Origin of the sequence: Amycolatopsis nigrescens CSC17Ta-90, assembly GCF_000384315.1 — a bacterium.
Lineage (GTDB): Bacteria > Actinomycetota > Actinomycetes > Mycobacteriales > Pseudonocardiaceae > Amycolatopsis > Amycolatopsis nigrescens.
Genome location: NZ_ARVW01000001.1, coordinates 876,795 through 895,343 on the forward strand (window position 1 = coordinate 876,795; position 18,549 = coordinate 895,343).

Genomic DNA, 18,549 nt, shown 5'->3' on the forward strand with positions numbered 1-18,549 from the left:
AATGAGGTCCCATCGCTTCAAGGCCGCCGCGGCGCTGGCCGGGCTGCTGCTGCTCTCGGCCTGCACCGGGCCGGCGGCCGAGCCGAAGGCGGGCACCGGGAACAGCTCCGGTGCGCCACCGCCCGAAGACGGGCCGCTGCGGGTGGCGGTCATCGCGCACGGCACGGCCGGTGACGCGTTCTGGAACGTGGTGAAGAACGGCGCCGAGGAGGCGGGCCGCCAACTCGGCGTGCAGGTGGAGTACAACGCCGACGGCGATCCCGGCAACCAGGCCAAGCTGATCGACAACGCGGTCGCGCAGCGGGCCGGCGGGCTGGTGGTGTCCATGGCCAACCCCGAGGCGCTCAAGCCGTCCATCGAAGCCGCGGTGCGCGCGGGCATCCCGGTGATCACCATCAACTCCGGCGAGGAGCAGAGCGCCGCGTACGGCGCGCTCACCCATGTCGGGCAGAGCGAGGGCATCGCCGGGGAACGGGCCGGGCGCCGGTTCCGCGAGCTGGGCAAGGCCAAGCTGCTCTGCGTGATCCACGAGGCCGGCAACGTCGGCCAGACCCAGCGCTGCGACGGCGCGAAACGCGGGTTCGGCGGCGACGTGCAGACCCTGCAGGTGGACATCAGCAACCCCACCGACGCGCAGTCCAGGATCAGGGGCGCGGTGCAGACCGACCCGGCCATCGACGCGGTGCTCACGCTGTCCTCGCAGGTCGCGGCCAACTCGGTGAACGCGATCAAGCAGGCGAACTCGGGCGCGCAGGTCGCCACCTTCGACCTGAACTCCGACGTGGTGTCCGCGATCAAGACCGGTGACGTGCTCTTCGCGGTGGACCAGCAGCAGTACGAACAGGGCTACCTGCCGGTGCTGTTCCTCAAGCTGCACCGCGACAACGCGAACGTGGTTGGCGGCGGGCGCCCGGTGCTGACCGGCCCCGACCTGGTTGAGAAGTCCAATGTGGACAAGATCGGCGGCTATGTGGAGCGGGGTACCCGATGACGGCGACACTCGACGAACGACTCGGCAGCCCGAAACTGACCGACCGGCTGGTGGTGCGCCCGGAGATCGGCGCACTGCTCGGCGCGCTGGTGGTGTTCGCCTTCTTCTCGGTGGCCACCGAGCAGTTCCTCAGCTCGAGCGGGGTGGCCACCTGGCTGGACGACGCGTCCACCCTTGGCATCATGGCGGTGGCGGTCGCGCTGCTCATGGTCGGCGGCGAGTTCGACCTCTCCGCCGGAGTGATGACCGCGTCCACCGCGCTGGTCACCGCGGTGCTGGCCACCCAGGCCGGCTGGAACGTCTGGCTGGCCCTGCTCGCGTCGCTGGTCTTCGCACTGGCCGTCGGCGCGTTCAACGGCTGGCTGGTCATGCGCACCGGGCTGCCCAGCTTCATCGTCACCCTCGGCACCTTCCTCGCCCTGCAGGGCCTGAACCTGGGCGTGACCAAGCTGGTCACCGGCACCGTGCAGGTGTCCGGGATGCGCGGCACCGACGGCTACGCCTCCGCCGGCTTCGTGTTCGCGTCCACTGTGGACATCGGCGGCACCCCGTTCCAGATCTCCATCCTGTGGTGGATCGGGTTCGCCGCGGTGGCGGCCTGGTTGCTGGTGCGCACCAGGTTCGGCAACTGGATCTTCGCCGTTGGCGGCAGCAAGCTCAGCTCGCGCGCGGTCGGCGTGCCGGTGGTGCGCACCAAGATCCTGCTGTTCATGACCACCGCGCTGGCCGGCTGGCTGGTCGGCTCGATCAACATCCTGCGGTTCGCCAGCGTGCAGGCGAACCAGGGCATCGGGCTGGAGTTCCAGTACATCATCGCGGCGGTGATCGGCGGCTGCCTGCTCACCGGCGGTTTCGGCTCCGCGGTCGGCGCAGCGATCGGCGCGCTGATCTTCGGCATGGCCCGCCAGGGCATCGTGTTCGCCCGCTGGGACAACGACTGGTTCATGTTGTTCCTCGGCATCATGCTGCTGGCCGCGGTACTGGTGAACAACGCCTTCCGGCGGCGAGCGGAAAGGGTCCGGCGGTGAGTGATTCCAAGAAAACGCTGCTCGAAGTGCGCGGGGTCGGCAAGACCTACGGCAGCGTGCTCGCGCTGCGCGATGTGTCCGCGGTGGTCAACGCGGGCGAGGTCACCTGCGTGCTCGGCGACAACGGGGCCGGCAAGTCGACCCTGATCAAGATACTGGCCGGGGTGCACCAGCACGACGCCGGCGAGTTCGAGGTGGAGGGCGAGCCGGTCCGGTTCGCCTCGCCCCGGGATGCGCTGGACCGCGGGATCGCCACGGTGTACCAGGATCTCGCGGTGGTGCCGCTGATGAGCGTTTGGCGCAACTTCTTCCTCGGCTCGGAACCCACCGTCGGCTTCGGCCCGTTCCGGATGCTGGACCGGCGCAGGGGCAGGGAGACCACCAAGCGGGCGCTCGCCGAGATGGGCATCGACCTGCGGGACGTCGAGCAGCCGGTGGGCACGCTCTCCGGTGGTGAGCGGCAATGCGTGGCGATCGCCAGGGCGGTGCACTTCGGCGCCAAGGTGCTGATCCTGGACGAGCCGACCGCCGCACTCGGCGTCAAACAGGCCGGGGTGGTGCTCAGGTACGTGGCACAGGCGCGGGACCGCGGGCTCGGCGTCGTGCTGATCACGCACAACCCGCACCACGCCTTCCCGGTGGCCGACCGGTTCCTGCTGCTCAAGCGGGGCGCGCCGCTGGGGGCCTACGAGAAGTCCGAGATCGACATCGGCGAGCTGACCCGGCAGATGGCCGGCGGCGCCGAACTCGAGGCGCTGGAGCACGAGCTGAACACGGCGGCGGATTCCTGATGGCAGGGGAGGCACTCGAAGCGCTCACCGTCGGCAGGGTCGGGGTCGACCTCTACCCGGAGCAGAGCGGGGTGCCGCTGGCCGAGGTGCGCAGCTTCGCCAAGTCGCTCGGCGGCACCGCGACCAACGTCGCGGTCGCCGCCGCGCGGCTCGGCCGCCGCTCGGCGGTGCTGACGAAGGTCGGCCCGGACGGTTTCGGCGACTACGTCCGGCAGGCGCTGGCCGGCTTCGGGGTCTCCCCCGCGCACGTCTCGACCGCCGCGGACCTGCAGACGCCGGTGGTGTTCTGCGCGCTCGACCCGCCGGCCGACCCGCCGCTGCTGTTCTACCGCTCCCCCATCGCGCCGGACCTCACCCTCACCGACGCGGACGTGCCGTGGGACGTGGTGGCCGCGGTGCCGCTGCTCTGGGTCACCGGCACCGGGGTCTGCACCGAACCCGCGCGCGGCACCCAGCGCCGGATGCTGGCGCACCGCTCGCGGCGCGCGCACACCGTGCTGGACCTGGACTACCGGCCGATGTTCTGGCCGGACAAGGCGACCGCCCGCGCGGAGATCGGCTGGATGCTCGACCACGTCACGGTCGCGGTCGGCAACCGGGCCGAGGTGGAGGTGGCGGTGGGCACCGCGGACCCGGACGAGGCCGCGCGCCGGATGCTGGCCAGGGGCGTCTCGCTGGCGGTGATCAAGAAGGGCGCGGACGGGGTGCTGGTGGCGACGCCCGAGGGCTCGTGGACCGTGCCCCCGCGGCCGGTGGAGGTGGTCTGCGGGCTCGGTGCCGGGGACGGTTTCGGCGGCGCGCTGATCCACGGGCTGCTGTCGGGCTGGGACCCGGTCCGGATCGCCCGCCACGCCAACGCGGCCGGCGCGCTGGTCGCGTCCAGGCTGGCCTGCGCGGACGCGATGCCGACCGCCGAAGAGATCGAGGAGCTGCTGTGAAACTCACCACCGCGCAGGCGCTGGTCCGCTGGCTGCTCGCGCAGCGCTCGGAAACCCTTGCCGGGCAAGAGGTCCCGCTGTTCCCCGGGGTGTTCGCGATCTTCGGGCACGGCAACGTGCTCGGCCTCGGCAGCGCGCTCGAGGAGTACCGCGAGCTGCTGCCGGTGTGGCGCGGCCAGACCGAGCAGGGCATGGCGCTGGCCGCGGTCGGCTACGCGAAGGCCGCGCAGCGGCGCCAGGTCGGCGTGGTCACGTCCTCGATCGGGCCGGGCGCGCTGAACATGGTCACCGCGGCCGGGGTGGCGCACGCGAACCGGCTGCCGCTGCTGTTGCTGCCCGGTGACACCTTCACCAGCCGCGCGCCGGACCCGGTGCTCCAGCAGGTCGAGCACTTCGGCGATCCCGGTGCCACGGTGAACGACGCGTTCCGCGCGGTCAGCCGGTACTTCGACCGGATCACCAGGCCGGAGCAGCTGATCGCCACCCTCCCGCAGGTGGCAAGGGTGCTCACCGACCCGGCGGGCACCGGCCCGGTGACCCTCGCGCTGCCGCAGGACGTGCAGGTGGAGACGTTCGACTTCCCGGACGCGCTGTTCGAGCCGATGCCGCACCGGGTGCCGCGCCCGCGGGCCGACCCGCGCGAGCTGGCCGGGGCCGCCGAGGTGCTGCGGTCCGCGGCCAGGCCGCTGCTGGTGCTCGGCGGCGGCGCCCGCTACTCCGGCGCGGCCGGCCGCGCCCTGCGGTTCGCCGAGGAGCACGGCGTCCCGGTGACCGAGACGACCGCGGGCCGCACCCTGCTGCCGCACGAGCATCCGCTGCACGCCGGGCCGCTGGGCATCACCGGTTCGGCGTCGGCGAACGCACTGGCCGCGGCGGCCGACGTGGTGCTGGCCGTGGGCACCCGGCTGCAGGACTTCACCACCGCGTCCTGGACGGTCTTCTCCCCCGACGTCCGGCTGGTCACCCTGAACACCGCCCGGTTCGACGCGGTGAAGCACGGCGCGCTGGCCGTGGTGGGCGACGCGGACAGCGGGCTGGCCGAGCTTTCCGGGCTGCTGACCGGCTGGCGGGCCGGCGAGGACTGGTCGGGCCGGGCGGCGGCCGAGCGCGGCCGGTGGGACGCGCACATCGACTCGCTGCGCGCACCGGGCGAAGGGCTGCCCACCTACGCGCAGGTGGTCGGCGCGGTGAACGAGCTGTCGACCTCGGAGGACTACGTGCTGACCGCGTCCGGCGGCATGCCCGGCGAGCTGGTCGGCGGCTGGCGCGCCGCCGGACTGTCCACTATGGACGTAGAGTACGGGTTCTCCTGCATGGGCTACGAGCTGGCCGGCGCCTGGGGTGCGGCGATGGCGCGCACCGGCGGGATCGTCACCACGCTGCTCGGCGACGGCTCGTACCTGATGCTGAACTCCGAGCTGTTCTCCGCCGCCTTCGCCGGCCATCCGTTCGTGGCGGTGGTCTGCGACAACGACGGCTACGCGGTGATCGCACGCCTGCAGGAGGGCCAGGGCGGCAAGGCGTTCAACAACCTGTACCCGGACTGCCGGAGCGAGCACGAGACCCCGCCGCGGGTCGACTTCGCCGCGCACGCGGCGGCGCTCGGCTGCGCGGTCTTCCCGGCCGAGGGCCTCGACGGACTCCGCTCGGCCTACCGCCGGGCCCGGGAGGCCGCGGTGGCGCAGCGCCGTCCGGCCGTGGTGACCATCCGCACCGACCCGCGCTCCTGGACCGAGGCCGGTGCCTGGTGGGAGGTCGGCGTACCCGAGCACGTCTCCGGCCGGGCCGAGTACGAGCAGGTAAAACCCACCCAGCTGCGCTACTCCCGCTCGTGAGTGAAAAGTGTTGTTCCAGCAACACTTTTCACTCACGACCGGCGAATCGCTCGGTCAGGTGATGGCGGGTGAGGCGGCGCTGGGCACCAGCAGTCTCGGGGTGCCCGAGCCGTCCGCCGGCACGGACCAGACGTCCGAGCCACCGCCGGCGCCGGGCAGCGCGTACAGCAGCGTGCCGTCGTCCTGCCACAGGGCCTGGTCGTCCACGCTCCGCTGCTCGGCCAGCGGCGTCTCCGCCATCGTCGCCAGGTCGAGCACGAAAAGCCGCCACGGCGCCGCCGCATCGGCAACGCGTTTCTTGAAGGCCAGCCGCTGCCCGTCCGGGGAAAGCGCTGGGCATTCCACGTTCTCCCGCAGCACCCGTCCGCCGTACCGGCGGTAGCCCGCCTCGACCAGGTGGGTGCGGCCCCTGCTGGCCATGGTGGCGTAGAACCGGTCACCGTCGGCCGCGAAGGTGATGCCCCAGTAGTTGACGTCCGCGGCGAAGTAGCGCTTTCCGTTCAGCAGCAAGGGAAGTTCCTCGATCGTCTTGACCAGCCGCCCGGTGTTCACCTCGAGAATGCCCGCGCGCGTGGAGAATCCCGTCTCGGCGTAGGAGTCACCGGTGACGAACAACGTCCAGAACGCGAACCTGCCGTCCGGCGACAGCCTGGCGCGGCTCGGCGTGCCGGGCAGTTCGAGCCGGTGCCGGACGTTGAGCGCGCGGTCGAGCACCAGCACGTCGGTGCTCGGCGGCAGCGCGCCGGGCCGGGCGGCCAGGCAGAGCGCGGTGCCGTCCCCGGACGCCGCGAACCGGTCGCAGCGCAGGTCCGCGGTCTGCCGGACCGCGCCGGGCTGTCCGAGCGGGACGGTCGCCAGCCTGCCGAAGTCCGGGCCGGCGGCGGTGTTGCGGAACAGCAGGCGGCCCGGCTCCACGGTGACCCGCTGGCCCGGCAGCACCGGGACCGCGTTCGTGCCGGCCTGGTCCTTCCCCTGTCCCCTGGCGTACAAGGTGTAGCCCACCGCCGCGCCGATCAGCACGAGCGTGCCGAACAGCGCGGCCAGCAACCTGATCCGGTGGTTCATGCCGGTACTCGCAGCGGCCGGAGGATCGCGGCGGCCAGCACCACCAGGCCGAGGGCGCACGCCGTGACCAGCACCGCCACCCGCAGGTCCCAGGCTGTCCACAGTGCGCCGAACAGGACCGAGGACAGCAACCTGGCGCCGGCCTGCCCGGTCTGCAGCAGCGCCAGCCCGCTGCCCCGCAGGTCCGCCGGCAGCAGCGGGCCCGCCGCCGCCATCAGCACCCCGTCGGTGGCCGCGTAGAACACGCCGTGCAGCACCAACGCGATCGCGGCCATGGCGAACCCGTCCACCGGCCCGAGCACGGCGAGCAGCGCGAGGATCAGCGCGACGTGCCCGCCGAGGAACACCCGCCACCGACCCACCCGGTCGGCCAGCCTGCCCACCGGCACCGCCAGCACCAGGAACACCCCGGCGGTTCCCAGTGGCAGCAAGGGAAAGTAGACCGCCGCGAGGTCCCAGCGCCGTTGCAGCAGCAGGTAGAGGAACGAGTCGCTGACGGTGACCAGGCCGAGCAGCGCGGCCCAGCCGCAGCTCCGGCGGAACGACGATCCGCGCAGCAGCCCGGCCGCCGCGCGAACCGAGATCGCGGCGCGGTCCACTGGCGGCCGCCGGTCGCGGACGAGCAGCACCAGCAGCAGCACCCCGAGCGACGCGATGCAGAAGCTGGTGAAGAAGACCGCGTCGTAGCTGCCCAGCGCGGCCCACAGCACGAACATCGCGACCAGCGGACCGAGGAACGCGCCCACGGTGTCCATCGCCCGGTGCACCCCGAACGAACGACCGAGCGCGCCCGGTTCGCCGCTCAACGAGATCAGCGCGTCCCGTGGTGCCGTGCGCAGCCCCTTGCCGGTGCGGTCCACGGCGAGCACCGCCCCGATCGCCGCGCTGGACCCGCCCGCGGCCAGCAGCCCGAGCTTGCTCACCGCGGACAGCGCATACCCGAAGCCGGCCACCGCCTTCAGCCGCCGCCACCGGTCCGCCAGATGCCCGCCCGCCACCCGGACCAGCACGGTCACCCCGGAGTACAGCCCGTCCAGCATCCCGAACTGCAACGGGCTCAGCCCCAGCCCGAGCACCAGGTACAGCGGCAGCACCGCGGTCACCATCTCCGACGAGATGTCGGTGACCAGGCTGACCGCGCCCAGCGCCAGCACGTTGGCCGGCACCGCGCGCCGCGCCCCGCCGGTACTGCCCGTGCCCCCGATCGCCTGGTGCGCCCGGCTGGTCGCGATGTACATGCCCGCCTCCCTCGTCAGTGGCAGCTGTAGGTCGGGCTGCTGTCGAGGGTTTTGCCGTCCAGGCCGAGCAACTGGGTGGCGAAGGTGGTGTCGGAGAGGTTCAGCTTGAGCACCCCGAACTCCGACAGCAGCTTCGCCGTCGCCGGGTGCGCGGCGTGCACGTCGTACAGCGTCATCCCGCCGGTGCCGCCGATGATCTGGGTCGGGCCGGCGGGATCCGGCTGCCCTTCGGCGTTCTGCGGCAGGAACCGCTCGTAGTGGTGGTCGTGCCCGTTGAGCACCAGGTCGACCTTGTTGTCCACCAAGGTCTGCCACAGCTCGTCCACGGTCGGGTTGTCCCCGTGGTCACCGGAGGAGTACCGCGGGTGGTGGTAGTACGCGGCCACACAGCCCTTGGTGTTCTTCGCCAGATCTTCCTTGAGCCAGGTGAGCTGCTCCGGCTCCATGGCGCCGGGGGCGAAGTCGTTGGAGTCCAGTGCGATGAAGTGCCAGTTGCCCTTTTCCCAGCTGTAGTACGTCTTCCCCGCGGGGGTGGCGATCGGGCCGAAGTAGTCCTTGTACCCGCCCAGCGGGGGATCGTCGTAGGTTTCGTGGTTGCCTGGCACGGGATGCGTGATGTCCTTGAACCGGCCCCAGGTGCTGTCGTAGTACTTCTCGAAGTCGGACAGGTGCGCGTCGTCGTACTGGTTGTCCCCCATGGTCAGCACGGCGGCCGGGTTCATCCCCTCGACCAGTTTCGCGGTCTTCGGATGCACGCAGCTGGAACTGGAGGCCAGGCACCGGTCGGCGATGTCGCCGGCGGCGGCCACCACGAAAGCGTTGCCACTGCCGGCCGTGGTCTTCAGCGTCACTTCGTCGCCGGGTGCCGAAACGTTCCCGGCGGCGTCCCTGGCGCGCACCGCGTAACGGTAGGCCGTGTCCGGCGAGAGACCGCTGTCGGTGAACGCCGTCGACGCGGCCGTGGCCACCACCGCACCGTCGCGCAGCACGTCGTAACCGGTGACGCCGACGTTGTCGGTGGCCGCGCTCCAGCCGAGCGCGGCACTGGTCGCGGTCACCGCGCCGGCCTTCAGCCCGGCCGGCGTGCTGGGCGCTACCGTGTCACCGCTGGCGTCCGAGGTGCCGAAGACCTCGACCTCCCAGAGCGAGTAGCCGTACTCGGTGGCACGCTCGGTGCCGACGAGCCGCGCGAAACGGCCGTGCGCGCCGAGGCCGGTCAGTTCGTCGGTGCCGCCGTCGCCCCCGGTGACCTCGCGCGCGGTGGACCAGTGGGTGCCGTCGTCGGAGACCTCCAGCCGGTACTTCGCGGCGTAGGCCGCTTCCCAGCTCAGCTTCACCCGGTGCACGGTGGACGGCCCGCCGAGATCGATCCGGATCCATTGCGGATCGGCGCTGACCGCACTGGCCCACCGGCTGCGGGGATCACCGTCCACGGCGAGGCCACCGGCGAACCCGCTGCCCTCCACAGTGGAGGTGGCCACCGGTTTTCCCTTGGACAGCAGCACATCGGCCGGCTGGGCGGTGGCGCTCGCGCTGATCATCGGAGGTAGTACCAGTATCGCGGCCACGGCGGGCGCGACCCGGCGGAGGCTGGCTGACTGCACGGCGTGCTCCTCTGCTTCCGGGCGAACTGGCGGCTGTTCGTTAAGAAACTTTATTAACGAGAAACTGTAACGAGTTGCCGTTTTCCGCGCAAGAACATCGCCCGGATGCCGTAGTGCTCAGTTCTGGAGCAGCCGCCTGACCTCGCGTACGGCGGCGCGGCCGGCCCGGTTGGCGCCGATGGTGCTCGCGGACGGGCCGTAGCCGACCAGGTGCAGCCGCGGTTCGGCGACCACCCTGGTGCCGTCCATCCTGATGCCGCCGCCCGGCTCGCGGATCCGCAGCGGCGCCAGGTGGTCGATCGCGGCGCGGAACCCGGTCGCCCACAGGATCACGTCGGCGCGCTGCGTGCTGCCGTCGGGCCAGACCACACCGTCGGGGGTGATCCGCTCGAACATCGGCCTGCGGTCCAGGATGCCGTCGCGTTGCGCGCGGACCACCTCGGGCGTGCGCGCCAGATCGGTCACGCTCACCACACTGGCCGGTGGCCTGCCGGCGCGCACCGCGCGATCCACCTTCGCCACCGCCTCCCGGCCCCAGTCCTCGTTGAACGGCTCCTCGCGGAACACCGGCGGACGGCGGGTGACCCAGGTGGTCTCCCCGGTGACCGCGGCGATCTCGAGCAGCAGCTGGACGGCCGAGGTCCCGCCGCCGACCACGATCACCCGCAGGTCCCGGAACTCCTCGGCCCCGGTGTAGTCCGCGGTGTGCAGCTGCCTGCCGGTGAAGGTCTCCTGACCGGGGTAGTGCGGCCAGAACGGCCGGTCCCAGGTCCCGGTCGCGTTGATCACCGCGCGGGCCGACCAGGTCTCCGCGGCGCTCGCCACCAGCAGCCGCTCGTCTGCACCGCGGCTGACCGAGAGCACGTCCACCGGCCGCCGCACGGGCAGGTCGAACTCGCGCTCGAAGGCGGCGAAGTACTCGGAGACCACCTCGGACGCCGGCCTGCGCACATCCGGCTCGCCGAGCGCCATCCCGGGCAGATCGTGCAGCCCGTGCACCTTGCCCAGCACCAGCGACGGCCAGCGGTACTGCCAGGCACCGCCGGCCCGCTTGCCGTGGTCCAGCAACACGAAGCCGCCGGGCAGCCCGGCGCGGCGCAGAAAGTAGGCGGCCGACAGCCCCGCCTGCCCGGCGCCTACCACCACCACGTCGGTCTCGTGATCCGCCTTCGTCTCCACACCGGCTTCAACGATCCCCGCCGCCGGGCACTTCCCTCCGCACCCACGACCCCCGTCACACCACCCAGGGTCAGCGGCGGCGGGCGCGGCGGAGGGCGAGCACCGCGAACACGGCGGCGGCCACGGCCAGCACCGGGGCCAGCCGCTTGAGCACCGAGTCGCCGGCGTAGTCGAACAGGTCGATCGGCTCGGCCTCCGGCTGCTCCGCCGGTTTCACGCTCTCCAGTTTGGGTTTCGGCGGTGCGACGGGCTCCGGCTCGATTTCCTCCTGCGCCTCGGCGGCCGGGGCGGCCAGCTTCTCGGACAGACAGGCCGCGAAGGAGTCGAGGAGCTTGCCGCCCACCTCGGAGATCAGCCCGCGGCCGAACTGCGCGGGACGGCCGGTGATGCTCAGGTCGGTGTCCACCTTGCCCGTGGTCGAACCGCCCTCTTCGGTCAGCGTGAGGGTGACCGTGGCGGCCGCCGTGCCGGCGCCCCTGGCGTCCTTGCCGGCGGCCTTGACGACCACCTTGCGTGCCGCCTCGTCCTTCGTCACGAACTCGGCAGATCCCTTGTACAGCAGCGAGATCGGCCCGAGCTTGACCTTCACGGTGCCCTTGAAACTGTCGCCGTCGACCTCGGTCAGGGTGGCGCCGGGCATGCACGGTGCCACCCGCTCGGGGTCGAGTACCGCCCGCCACACCTCGTCCAGGGACGCCGGGACGGTGAACTCGTGCTCCAGCTTCACCGGCGCACACTCCTTTCTCTCACTGTCCGGAAACGCAGCGAAGGCCACCTTGCCTGCGTTGAACGCAGCGAAGGTGGCCTTCGCTGCAGGTGTCAGGCGCTGAGCGCGGCGGTGACGGCGCGGCCGGTGAGTACGCGGGCGAGGTGCTGCCGGTACTCGGTGTCCGCGTTGCCGTCCGCGGTCGGGCTGGTGCCCTCGGCGGCGTGCTCCGCGGCGGCGCGGATGGCGTCCGAACCGGCGGACTGACCGAGCAGCGCCTGCTCCACCGCGGTGGCCCGGACCGGGGTCGCGGCCATGTTCGTCAGCGCGACCCTGGCTTCGGCGATGGCGCCGCCGTCGGCCCGCACGGTCACCGCGACCGCCACCATCGACCATGCCTGTGCGACCCGGTTGAACTTCTCGTAGTGCGCCGACCAGCCGGTGTGCTTGGGCACCCGCACCTCGACCAGTATCTCGTCCGCAGCCAGCGAGGTGGTGAAGAAGTCCTGGAAGAACTCGGCCGCGGCCACCGTGCGACGGCCGCCAGGACCGGCCAGCACCATCTCGGCGTCCAGCGCCAGCGCCGGGGCGAGCAGGTCACCCGCCGGGTCGGCGTGCGCGATCGAACCGCCGAAGGTGCCCCGGTGCCGCACCTGGGGATCGGCCACCGTGTCGGTCGCCTTGCCCAGCAGCGCGGCGTGTTCGGCGACCAGCGCGTCCCGCTGCACCTCGTAGTGCGTGGTCATCGAGCCGATCACCAGCGCGTCGCCGTCTTCACGGATACCGCGCAGCTCGGCCACCTTGCCGAGGTCGACCAGGACGGTCGGCGCGGCCAGCCGCATCCGCAGCACCGGCAGCAGGCTCTGCCCGCCGGCCAGCACCTTGGCGTCCTCGCCGGCGTCGGCCAGCGCACGGACCGCTTCGTCCACTGTGGACGGAGCCGTGTAGTCGAAGGCGGCGGGGATCATCGGGCACCTCCAGCGGCGTCGATCGAACCGAGCCCGCCACCGGGTTCGGTACCTGCTCCGCCCTCCGCGGTGCTGCCGCGATGGATCGCGGACCACACCCGCATCGGGCTCAACGGCATCTCGATCTCGTTCACCCCGAGATGGCGCACCGCGTCGATCACCGAGTTGACCACCGCCGGGGTGGCCGCGATCGTGCCGGCCTCGCCGACTCCCTTGACGCCAAGCGGGTTCGTCGTGGACGGCGTCTCGGTGCGGTCGGTGACGAACGAGGGCAGGTCCGCCGCCGATGGCAGCAGGTAGTCGGCGAAGGTGCCCGTGGTCAGGGTGCCCGACTCGTCGTGCACCGCCTCCTCGAACAGGGCCTGCGCGATGCCCTGGGCGAGCCCGCCGTGCACCTGCCCCTCCACGATCAGCGGGTTGACCACCGCGCCGACGTCGTCGACGCAGACGTACTTGCGCAGCGCGACCCGACCGGTCTCGGTGTCCACCTCGGCCGCGCAGAGGTGCGTGCCGTGCGGGAAGGAGAAGTTCTCCGGGTCGTAGACGGCCTCCGAGTCCAGCGTGGGCTCCACCCCGTCCGGCAGGTCGTGCGCGGCGAACACGGCCAGTGCGACGTCCTGGATCGTGGTCGCGGACTCGGTGCCCCGCACGGAGAACTTGCCGGCGCCGAACTCCAGGTCGTCCTCCGCGCACTCCATCATGTGCGCGGCGATGGTGCGGGCCTTGGCGATCACCTTCTCCGCCGCCTTGACCAGCGCGATACCGCCGACGGCCAGCGAACGCGAGCCGTAGGTGTCCAGCCCCTTGTGCGAGGAGTGGGTGTCGCCGTGCAGCACCTCCACGTCCTCGAAGGCCACGCCGAGCTGGTCGGCCACGATCTGGCTCCACGCCGTCTCATGTCCCTGGCCGTGCGCCGAGGCGCCGGTGATCACCTCGACCTTGCCGCTGGGCAGCATCCGGATCGCCCCGTGCTCCCAGCCGCCGGCACCGTAGTCCAGCGAGCCGAGCACCCTGGACGGGGCGAGCCCGCACATCTCGGTGAAGGTGGAGATGCCGATCCCGAGCTGGACCGGGTCGCCGCTCTCCCGGCGTTCCTTCTGCTCGCGCCGCAGCCCGTCGTAGTCGAAGAGCTCCTTGGCCTTCGCGGTGGCCGCCTCGTAGTTGCCCGAGTCGTAGGTGAGCGTGGAAACGGTGGTGTACGGGAACTCCTCGTGGGAGATCCAATTCTTCTCCCGCAGCTCCAACGGTTCCATGCCGAGCTCCGCGGCGAGCTCGTCCATCATCCGCTCGATGCCGAAGGTGGCCTCCGGGCGGCCGGCGCCGCGGTAGGCGTCGGTCAGCGTGGTGTTGGTGAACACGTTGGTGCAGGCGAAGTGGTACGCCGGGATCTTGTAGATCGCGTTGAACATGAACGCGCCGAGGATCGGCACCCCTGGGCCGACCAGGCCGAGGTAGGCGCCCATGTCGGCGAGCAGCTCCACCTTCAGCCCGGTGACCTTGCCGTCCCTGGTCGAGGTGATGGTGATGTCCTGGATCTGGTCGCGGCCGTGGTGCGCGGCGAGCATCGTCTCCGTGCGCGACTCGGTCCACTTCACCGGCTTGCCGAGCTTCTGCGCCACCAGCAGCGACATCGTCTCCTCGGGCAGCACCGCGATCTTGCCGCCGAAACCGCCGCCGACGTCCGGCGCGATCACGCGCAGCCGGTGCTCGGGAATGCCGAGGGTGAGCGCGCACATGGTCTTCAGGATGTGCGGCACCTGGGTGGCCGACCACATGGTCAGCTGCGCGGCGGTCGGGTCCACCACGCAGGACCGCGGCTCCATGAACGCCGGCACCAGGCGCTGCTGGCGGAACCGCCGCTTGACGGTCACCTCGGCGTTCGCGATCGCCTCGTCCACGCTGCCACCGGAACCGGCCTCGGCGGAGTCGAAGACCCACAGTGCGTTGCGGTTGGTGCCCAGCTCCTCGTGCACCAGCGGGGCGCCTTCGGCCAGCGCGTTCTCCAGGCCCAGCACCACCGGCAGCTCTTCGTAGTCGACGTCGATCAGTTCCAGCGCGTCCTGCGCCTCGGCCGCGGTGCGCGCGGCGACCACCGCCACCCCTTCACCGGCGAAGTTCACCGTGTCCGCGGCCAGGATCGGGCGGCGGGGGTGCTTCATGTCCGGGGTGATCGGCCAGGCGCAGGGCAGCGCGACCGAGCCGTCCGGATCCAGGTCGGTCGCGGTGTAGACGGCCACCACACCCGGTGCCCGCTTCGCCTCGGTGACGTCGATCGAGCTGATCCTGGCGTGCGCCATCGGGCTGCGCAGCACCGCGAGGTGCAGCATCCCGGGCAAGGTCAGGTTGTCGGTCCAGCGGGTGCGGCCGGTGATCAGCCGCGCGTCCTCCTTGCGGAGCCTGGACTTGCCTACCTCGGGTTCGAGGGTGGAGGTCATCACTCACCACCCCCGCCGACCCGCGAAGCCGTGTCGGCGGCCGTTCCGGTCCCCACGTCCTCGGTGATTCTCTCCGCGTCCGGCCCGGCGCCGGGTCGCATCTGGTGCGCCGCGTCGCGCACCGCGCGCACGATGTTCTGGTAGCCGGTGCACCGGCACAGGTTGCCTTCGAGACCCTCGCGGACCGCCTTCTCGTCCGGATCGGGATTCTCCGCGAGCAGGTCGATCGACTGCATGATCATGCCGGGCGTGCAGAACCCGCACTGCAGCGCGTGGTTGTCGTGGAAGGCCTGCTGGACCGGATGCAACTGGCCGTCCCTGGCCAGTCCTTCGACCGTGGTTACCTCGTGGCCGTCGGCCTGGACCGCGAGCACCGAACAGGACTTCACGCTGTGCCCGTCGAGATGGACGGTGCAGGCGCCGCAGTTGCTGGTGTCGCAGCCGACCACGGTGCCGACCTTGCCCAGACGTTCACGCAGATGGTGCACGAGCAAGGTGCGGGGCTCGACATCGTCGGTGTAGCTGGTTCCATCCACGTTGACGGTGATGCGCATCGGGCCTCCAGTGGTGGGAGCTGGCGGTGATCGTGCTCACACAGGAGCGTGCTACTTCAACCCCGCCGGGACAACCCCCGCCCTGGTGACCCGTTCGCGCAGCACTCCGCAGGTGCGGCGGCAACTCGATCATCGACCCGAATACGCGGAACTCGCCGCGCTGCTGCCCTCAGCCGTGGATGCGCCCCGCGAGGTCGGTCAGCCGCCTGCCGCCGCCGCCCCAGCGGAGCGCGACGATCTCCGCGGCGATCGACACCGCGGTCTCCTCCGGGGTGCGCGCGCCGAGATCCAGCCCGATCGGTGAAGCGAGCCCCTCCAGCTCCGCCTCCGTCAGCCCGGCGTCGCGCAACCGCGAAAAGCGGTCGTGGTGGGTCTTCCGCGAACCCATCGCGCCGACGTAGCCGACGTCCAGGCGCAGCGCGACCTCCAGCAGCGGCACGTCGAACTTCGGGTCGTGGGTGAGCACCGCGATCGCGGTGCGCCGGTCCACCCTGCCCGCCTCGGCCTCGGCGCGGAGATAGCGGTGCGGCCAGTCCACCACCACCTCGTGCGCCTCCGGGAACCGGCTGGTGGTGGCGAAGACCGGACGGGCGTCGCAGACGGTGACCTGGTATCCGAGGTAGGCGCCCATCTTGGCCATCGCGGCCGCGAAGTCGATCGCGCCGAAGACCAGCAGCCGGGGCGGCGGCTCGAAGGAGTTCACGAACACCGTCATGCCCTCGCCGCGGCGCTGGCCGTCCGGGCCGTAGTGCAGCACCCCGGTGCGGCCCCCGGCGAGCATGCCGCGAGCGTCGTCGGCGACGGCGTCGTTCATCCGGGTGGAGCCCAGCGTGCCGGCCACCCGGTCCGGCCAGATGATCAGGTGCCGCCCGAGCAGGCCGGCCTCCTCGTGCTCCACCACGGTCACCACCGCGACCGGTTCTCCCCGGCGCACCGACTCGACCACGTCACCCAGCTCGGGAAGGGTCTCCGAGTCCACCCGCTCCACGTAGACGTCGATGATCCCGCCGCAGGTGAGCCCGACCGCGAACGCGTCGTCGTCGGTTACCCCGTACCGCTGCAGCACCGGGGTGCCGTCCGCGACCACCTGCTGGGCCAGCTCGTAGACCGCGCCTTCCACGCAGCCGCCGGAAACGCTGCCCACCACCTCACCCCCGGCGCCGACCAGCATCGCCGCGCCGGGCGCGCGGGGCGCCGACGAGAAGGTGGCCACCACGGTGCCGAGGCCGACCACTTCGCCGTCTTGCCAGCGCCGGTACAGCTCGTCCAGGACGTCATGCATCACGAATCTCCCGCAACAGTAGTTCCAGTGTGCGCAGGCTGTGGCCGGCCAGCAGCCGGTCGATATGCGGCAGCGCCACCGCGATCCCGGACTGGACCGGCTGGTAGCCGTCCCGCCCGGCATGCGGGTTCACCCAGAACACAGCGTGCGCCAATCTCCGCATTCGTGCCAACTGCTCGCCGAGCAGGGCGGGGTCGCCGCGCTCCCAGCCGTCGGAGAACACGGTGACCACCGCGCGCCGGGCGACCCCGCGCTGGCCCCAGCGGTCCAGGAAGATCCGCAGCGTCTCGCCGAGCCGGGTGCCGCCGGCGAAATCGGCAACCGCGTTGCCCGCGGCCAGCATCGCGCGTTCCGGGTCCCGCTGGCGCAGCTGGCGCGAAACCCTGGTCAGCCTGGTGCCGAGGGTGAAGACCTCGACGGTGGCCGGTGCCCGCCGCACCACGACGTGGGCGAAGCGGAGCAGCGCGTCCGCGTACGGGCTCATCGATCCGGAAACATCCAGCAGCAGCACCACTTTGCGCGGGCGGCGGGCGCGGCGGCGGTGTGCCGGCCGGACCGGCTCTCCCCCGGCGGCGAGCATCGCGCGCAGCGTGCGGCCGGGGTCCAGCTGCCCGCGGTTCGCCGGCCTGCGGCGCGACGACCGCCGCGTCGGCGGCTCGGGCCGCAGCACCGCGAGCAGCTCACGCAGGTGGATCCGCTCGGCCACGGACAGCTCGCTCAGGTCCCGGCGGCGCAGCACCTCGGTGTCACTGGCCGCGGTCGGCAGCTGATCGGCGTCAGCGCCTGCCTGGCCGCTGTCGGCCCCCTGCGCCGACAGCGACGCGATCCGCACCTGTTTCGGCTTCGGCTTCGTGCCGGCCACCAGCCCCGGCGTGTCCACCGAGAACCACTGCGCGAAGGCGTCGTCGTAGCGGGGTAGGTCGTCCGGGTCCGCGCACAACGTCAACCGCCCCGCCCAGTACAGCTGCGTCACGTCCCCCACGTCGAGCTCACCCACCGCCGCCAGATACGCCTCCACCCGCACCGGCCCGCACTGCACCCCGGCCTCACGCAACGCCGTCGCGAAGCCGACCAGCCCCGGCAACGGATCTCGCGGGTCGTTCGTGCCCATCCGTCCATTGTCCCCCGCCCCGCCCACCCCGGGTACTGGCCGACCCCACAACCCGGCCGGGCTCCCCGCCCTCCAGCCCCGTCGTTTCCCACAGTCCCCGGCCGGTTCCACGGCTACCCTGGCAAATCGATCAAGCACGGGGGGAGTCCGATGCGGGCGAGATGGTTATGGGCGGCGGCGGTCTTGCTGCTCCACGGTTGTAGCTCCAGCACGAGCGGTACAGCGGCGCCCGCCGACGCACCTGCACCCGCGTCAGAGGCTTCGCCGGTGCCCAGTACGCCACCGGGTTTCGTCCACCGGCTGCCGGCGGACAACTGCGAGGCATACGTTCCGGCGGATGAGCTGACGCGCCTGCTGAAGGAAACCGTCCAGCTGCTGAACGACAACTACTCCGGCAAACCGGAGATCGGGCACGAGTTCCTGACCTGCCGCTGGACGGGCACCTCGAGGATCCCGGACAAGGACATCGGGGTCTACAGCCGCACCATAAGCCTGACCTTCGAGCGGACGGGCGTGACGGCCGCCAAAACCGAGGAGGAAGCGATCCGGCAGGCCGGCAGGTCATTCGAAGATTGGTTCTCGCCCGCGAAGTGGCGCCGCGTCGAGGTCCACGGTACCGACCGGGCTGCCCGCCACAACTTGGAGCCCGAACGGTCGATCATCCTCGGTCTCCTGGCCGAGAACGTCCGGTTCCAGGTCGACTACAGCAACCCGGACCTGCCCCAGGAGCAGGTCGAGAAGGAAGGCCTCGGACTCGCCGCGATGATGATCGACCAGCTGAAACGGTGATCAACATCGAGATGCCCCGAACCGGCCTTTCACCG

General features: G+C 71.6%; 16 protein-coding genes. 6 read left to right on the forward strand and 10 right to left on the reverse strand.

Features of this window, described 5'->3' with window-relative positions; genetic code table 11:
- Nucleotide 1: 1 nt before the first annotated feature.
- The 5 genes from AMYNI_RS0104000 to iolD are packed head-to-tail and all read left to right on the forward strand — an operon-like array spanning nucleotide 2 to nucleotide 5,583.
- Nucleotides 2–991 (forward strand): sugar ABC transporter substrate-binding protein, encoded by a 990-nt coding sequence (locus AMYNI_RS0104000; protein ID WP_020666685.1) that lies wholly within the window; start codon nucleotides 2–4, stop codon nucleotides 989–991.
- Nucleotides 988–2,019, forward strand: a complete 1,032-nt coding sequence (locus AMYNI_RS0104005; RefSeq protein WP_020666686.1) for an ABC transporter permease — start codon at nucleotides 988–990, stop codon at nucleotides 2,017–2,019. Before AMYNI_RS0104000 ends, AMYNI_RS0104005 begins: the two co-directional genes overlap by 4 nt.
- Nucleotides 2,016–2,810 carry an ATP-binding cassette domain-containing protein gene (locus tag AMYNI_RS0104010; RefSeq protein ID WP_020666687.1) on the forward strand — a complete coding sequence of 265 codons (795 nt, stop codon included), beginning with the start codon at nucleotides 2,016–2,018 and terminating at the stop codon, nucleotides 2,808–2,810. The genes AMYNI_RS0104005 and AMYNI_RS0104010 overlap by 4 nt, the downstream gene beginning before the upstream one ends.
- On the forward strand, nucleotides 2,810–3,748 hold the full coding sequence (gene iolC / locus AMYNI_RS0104015; protein ID WP_020666688.1) for a 5-dehydro-2-deoxygluconokinase: 939 nt from the start codon (nucleotides 2,810–2,812) through the stop codon (nucleotides 3,746–3,748). Before AMYNI_RS0104010 ends, iolC begins: the two co-directional genes overlap by 1 nt.
- The gene (gene iolD, locus AMYNI_RS0104020) at nucleotides 3,745–5,583 is read left to right on the forward strand and encodes a 3D-(3,5/4)-trihydroxycyclohexane-1,2-dione acylhydrolase (decyclizing) (protein WP_020666689.1); all 1,839 of its coding nucleotides are present in this window, start codon (nucleotides 3,745–3,747) and stop codon (nucleotides 5,581–5,583) included. Before iolC ends, iolD begins: the two co-directional genes overlap by 4 nt.
- Nucleotides 5,584–5,637: 54 nt before the next feature.
- Here iolD and AMYNI_RS0104025 read toward each other — a convergent pair whose 3' ends face one another.
- The 10 genes from AMYNI_RS0104025 to AMYNI_RS0104070 all read right to left on the reverse strand — a co-directional run bounded on the left by AMYNI_RS0104025 (nucleotide 5,638) and on the right by AMYNI_RS0104070 (nucleotide 17,725).
- Nucleotides 5,638–6,648 (reverse strand): TolB-like translocation protein, encoded by a 1,011-nt coding sequence (locus tag AMYNI_RS0104025; RefSeq protein ID WP_020666690.1) that lies wholly within the window; start codon nucleotides 6,646–6,648, stop codon nucleotides 5,638–5,640.
- Nucleotides 6,645–7,886 (reverse strand): MFS transporter, encoded by a 1,242-nt coding sequence (locus AMYNI_RS0104030; RefSeq protein WP_020666691.1) that lies wholly within the window; start codon nucleotides 7,884–7,886, stop codon nucleotides 6,645–6,647. Before AMYNI_RS0104030 ends, AMYNI_RS0104025 begins: the two co-directional genes overlap by 4 nt.
- A gap of 14 nt (nucleotides 7,887–7,900) precedes the next feature.
- On the reverse strand, nucleotides 7,901–9,427 hold the full coding sequence (locus AMYNI_RS0104035) for a discoidin domain-containing protein (protein WP_020666692.1): 1,527 nt from the start codon (nucleotides 9,425–9,427) through the stop codon (nucleotides 7,901–7,903).
- Nucleotides 9,428–9,607: 180 nt separating this feature from the next.
- The gene (locus AMYNI_RS0104040) at nucleotides 9,608–10,669 is read right to left on the reverse strand and encodes an NAD(P)-binding domain-containing protein (RefSeq protein ID WP_020666693.1); all 1,062 of its coding nucleotides are present in this window, start codon (nucleotides 10,667–10,669) and stop codon (nucleotides 9,608–9,610) included.
- A 70-nt stretch (nucleotides 10,670–10,739) separates the two neighbouring features.
- Complete coding sequence (locus AMYNI_RS0104045) at nucleotides 10,740–11,396, reverse strand: SRPBCC family protein (RefSeq protein WP_020666694.1); 657 nt, start codon at nucleotides 11,394–11,396, stop codon at nucleotides 10,740–10,742.
- Between the two features lie 92 nt (nucleotides 11,397–11,488).
- The gene (locus AMYNI_RS0104050) at nucleotides 11,489–12,343 is read right to left on the reverse strand and encodes an FAD binding domain-containing protein (RefSeq protein ID WP_020666695.1); all 855 of its coding nucleotides are present in this window, start codon (nucleotides 12,341–12,343) and stop codon (nucleotides 11,489–11,491) included.
- Entirely contained in the window at nucleotides 12,340–14,778 is a 2,439-nt protein-coding gene (locus tag AMYNI_RS0104055; protein ID WP_020666696.1) for a xanthine dehydrogenase family protein molybdopterin-binding subunit, read from the reverse strand. Before AMYNI_RS0104055 ends, AMYNI_RS0104050 begins: the two co-directional genes overlap by 4 nt.
- A complete protein-coding gene (locus AMYNI_RS0104060; protein WP_020666697.1) occupies nucleotides 14,778–15,332 on the reverse strand; it encodes a (2Fe-2S)-binding protein in 555 nt (184 codons plus the stop codon). Before AMYNI_RS0104060 ends, AMYNI_RS0104055 begins: the two co-directional genes overlap by 1 nt.
- A gap of 169 nt (nucleotides 15,333–15,501) precedes the next feature.
- Entirely contained in the window at nucleotides 15,502–16,614 is a 1,113-nt protein-coding gene (locus AMYNI_RS0104065; RefSeq protein WP_020666698.1) for an XdhC family protein, read from the reverse strand.
- Nucleotides 16,607–17,725, reverse strand: a complete 1,119-nt coding sequence (locus AMYNI_RS0104070; RefSeq protein ID WP_020666699.1) for a vWA domain-containing protein — start codon at nucleotides 17,723–17,725, stop codon at nucleotides 16,607–16,609. Before AMYNI_RS0104070 ends, AMYNI_RS0104065 begins: the two co-directional genes overlap by 8 nt.
- 267 nt (nucleotides 17,726–17,992) lie before the next feature.
- Here AMYNI_RS0104070 and AMYNI_RS0104075 point away from each other — a divergent pair, with 267 nt between their 5' ends.
- The gene (locus AMYNI_RS0104075; RefSeq protein WP_020666700.1) at nucleotides 17,993–18,514 is read left to right on the forward strand and encodes a hypothetical protein; all 522 of its coding nucleotides are present in this window, start codon (nucleotides 17,993–17,995) and stop codon (nucleotides 18,512–18,514) included.
- The last annotated feature ends 35 nt before the right edge of the window (nucleotides 18,515–18,549 follow it).

Bases quoted from the DNA above. Each gene is read 5' to 3' on its own strand.
- AMYNI_RS0104000 (WP_020666685.1), top strand. From the start codon at position 2: ATGAGGTCCCATCGCTTCAAGGCCGCCGCGGCGCTGGCCGGGCTGCTG.
- AMYNI_RS0104005 (WP_020666686.1), top strand. From the start codon at position 988: ATGACGGCGACACTCGACGAACGACTCGGCAGCCCGAAACTGACCGAC.
- iolC (WP_020666688.1), top strand. From the start codon at position 2,810: ATGGCAGGGGAGGCACTCGAAGCGCTCACCGTCGGCAGGGTCGGGGTC.
- AMYNI_RS0104025 (WP_020666690.1), bottom strand. From the start codon at position 6,648: ATGAACCACCGGATCAGGTTGCTGGCCGCGCTGTTCGGCACGCTCGTG.
- AMYNI_RS0104030 (WP_020666691.1), bottom strand. From the start codon at position 7,886: ATGTACATCGCGACCAGCCGGGCGCACCAGGCGATCGGGGGCACGGGC.
- AMYNI_RS0104035 (WP_020666692.1), bottom strand. From the start codon at position 9,427: ATGATCAGCGCGAGCGCCACCGCCCAGCCGGCCGATGTGCTGCTGTCC.
- AMYNI_RS0104050 (WP_020666695.1), bottom strand. From the start codon at position 12,343: ATGATCCCCGCCGCCTTCGACTACACGGCTCCGTCCACAGTGGACGAA.
- AMYNI_RS0104055 (WP_020666696.1), bottom strand. From the start codon at position 14,778: ATGACCTCCACCCTCGAACCCGAGGTAGGCAAGTCCAGGCTCCGCAAG.
- AMYNI_RS0104060 (WP_020666697.1), bottom strand. From the start codon at position 15,332: ATGCGCATCACCGTCAACGTGGATGGAACCAGCTACACCGACGATGTC.
- AMYNI_RS0104065 (WP_020666698.1), bottom strand. From the start codon at position 16,614: ATGCATGACGTCCTGGACGAGCTGTACCGGCGCTGGCAAGACGGCGAA.
- AMYNI_RS0104070 (WP_020666699.1), bottom strand. From the start codon at position 17,725: ATGGGCACGAACGACCCGCGAGATCCGTTGCCGGGGCTGGTCGGCTTC.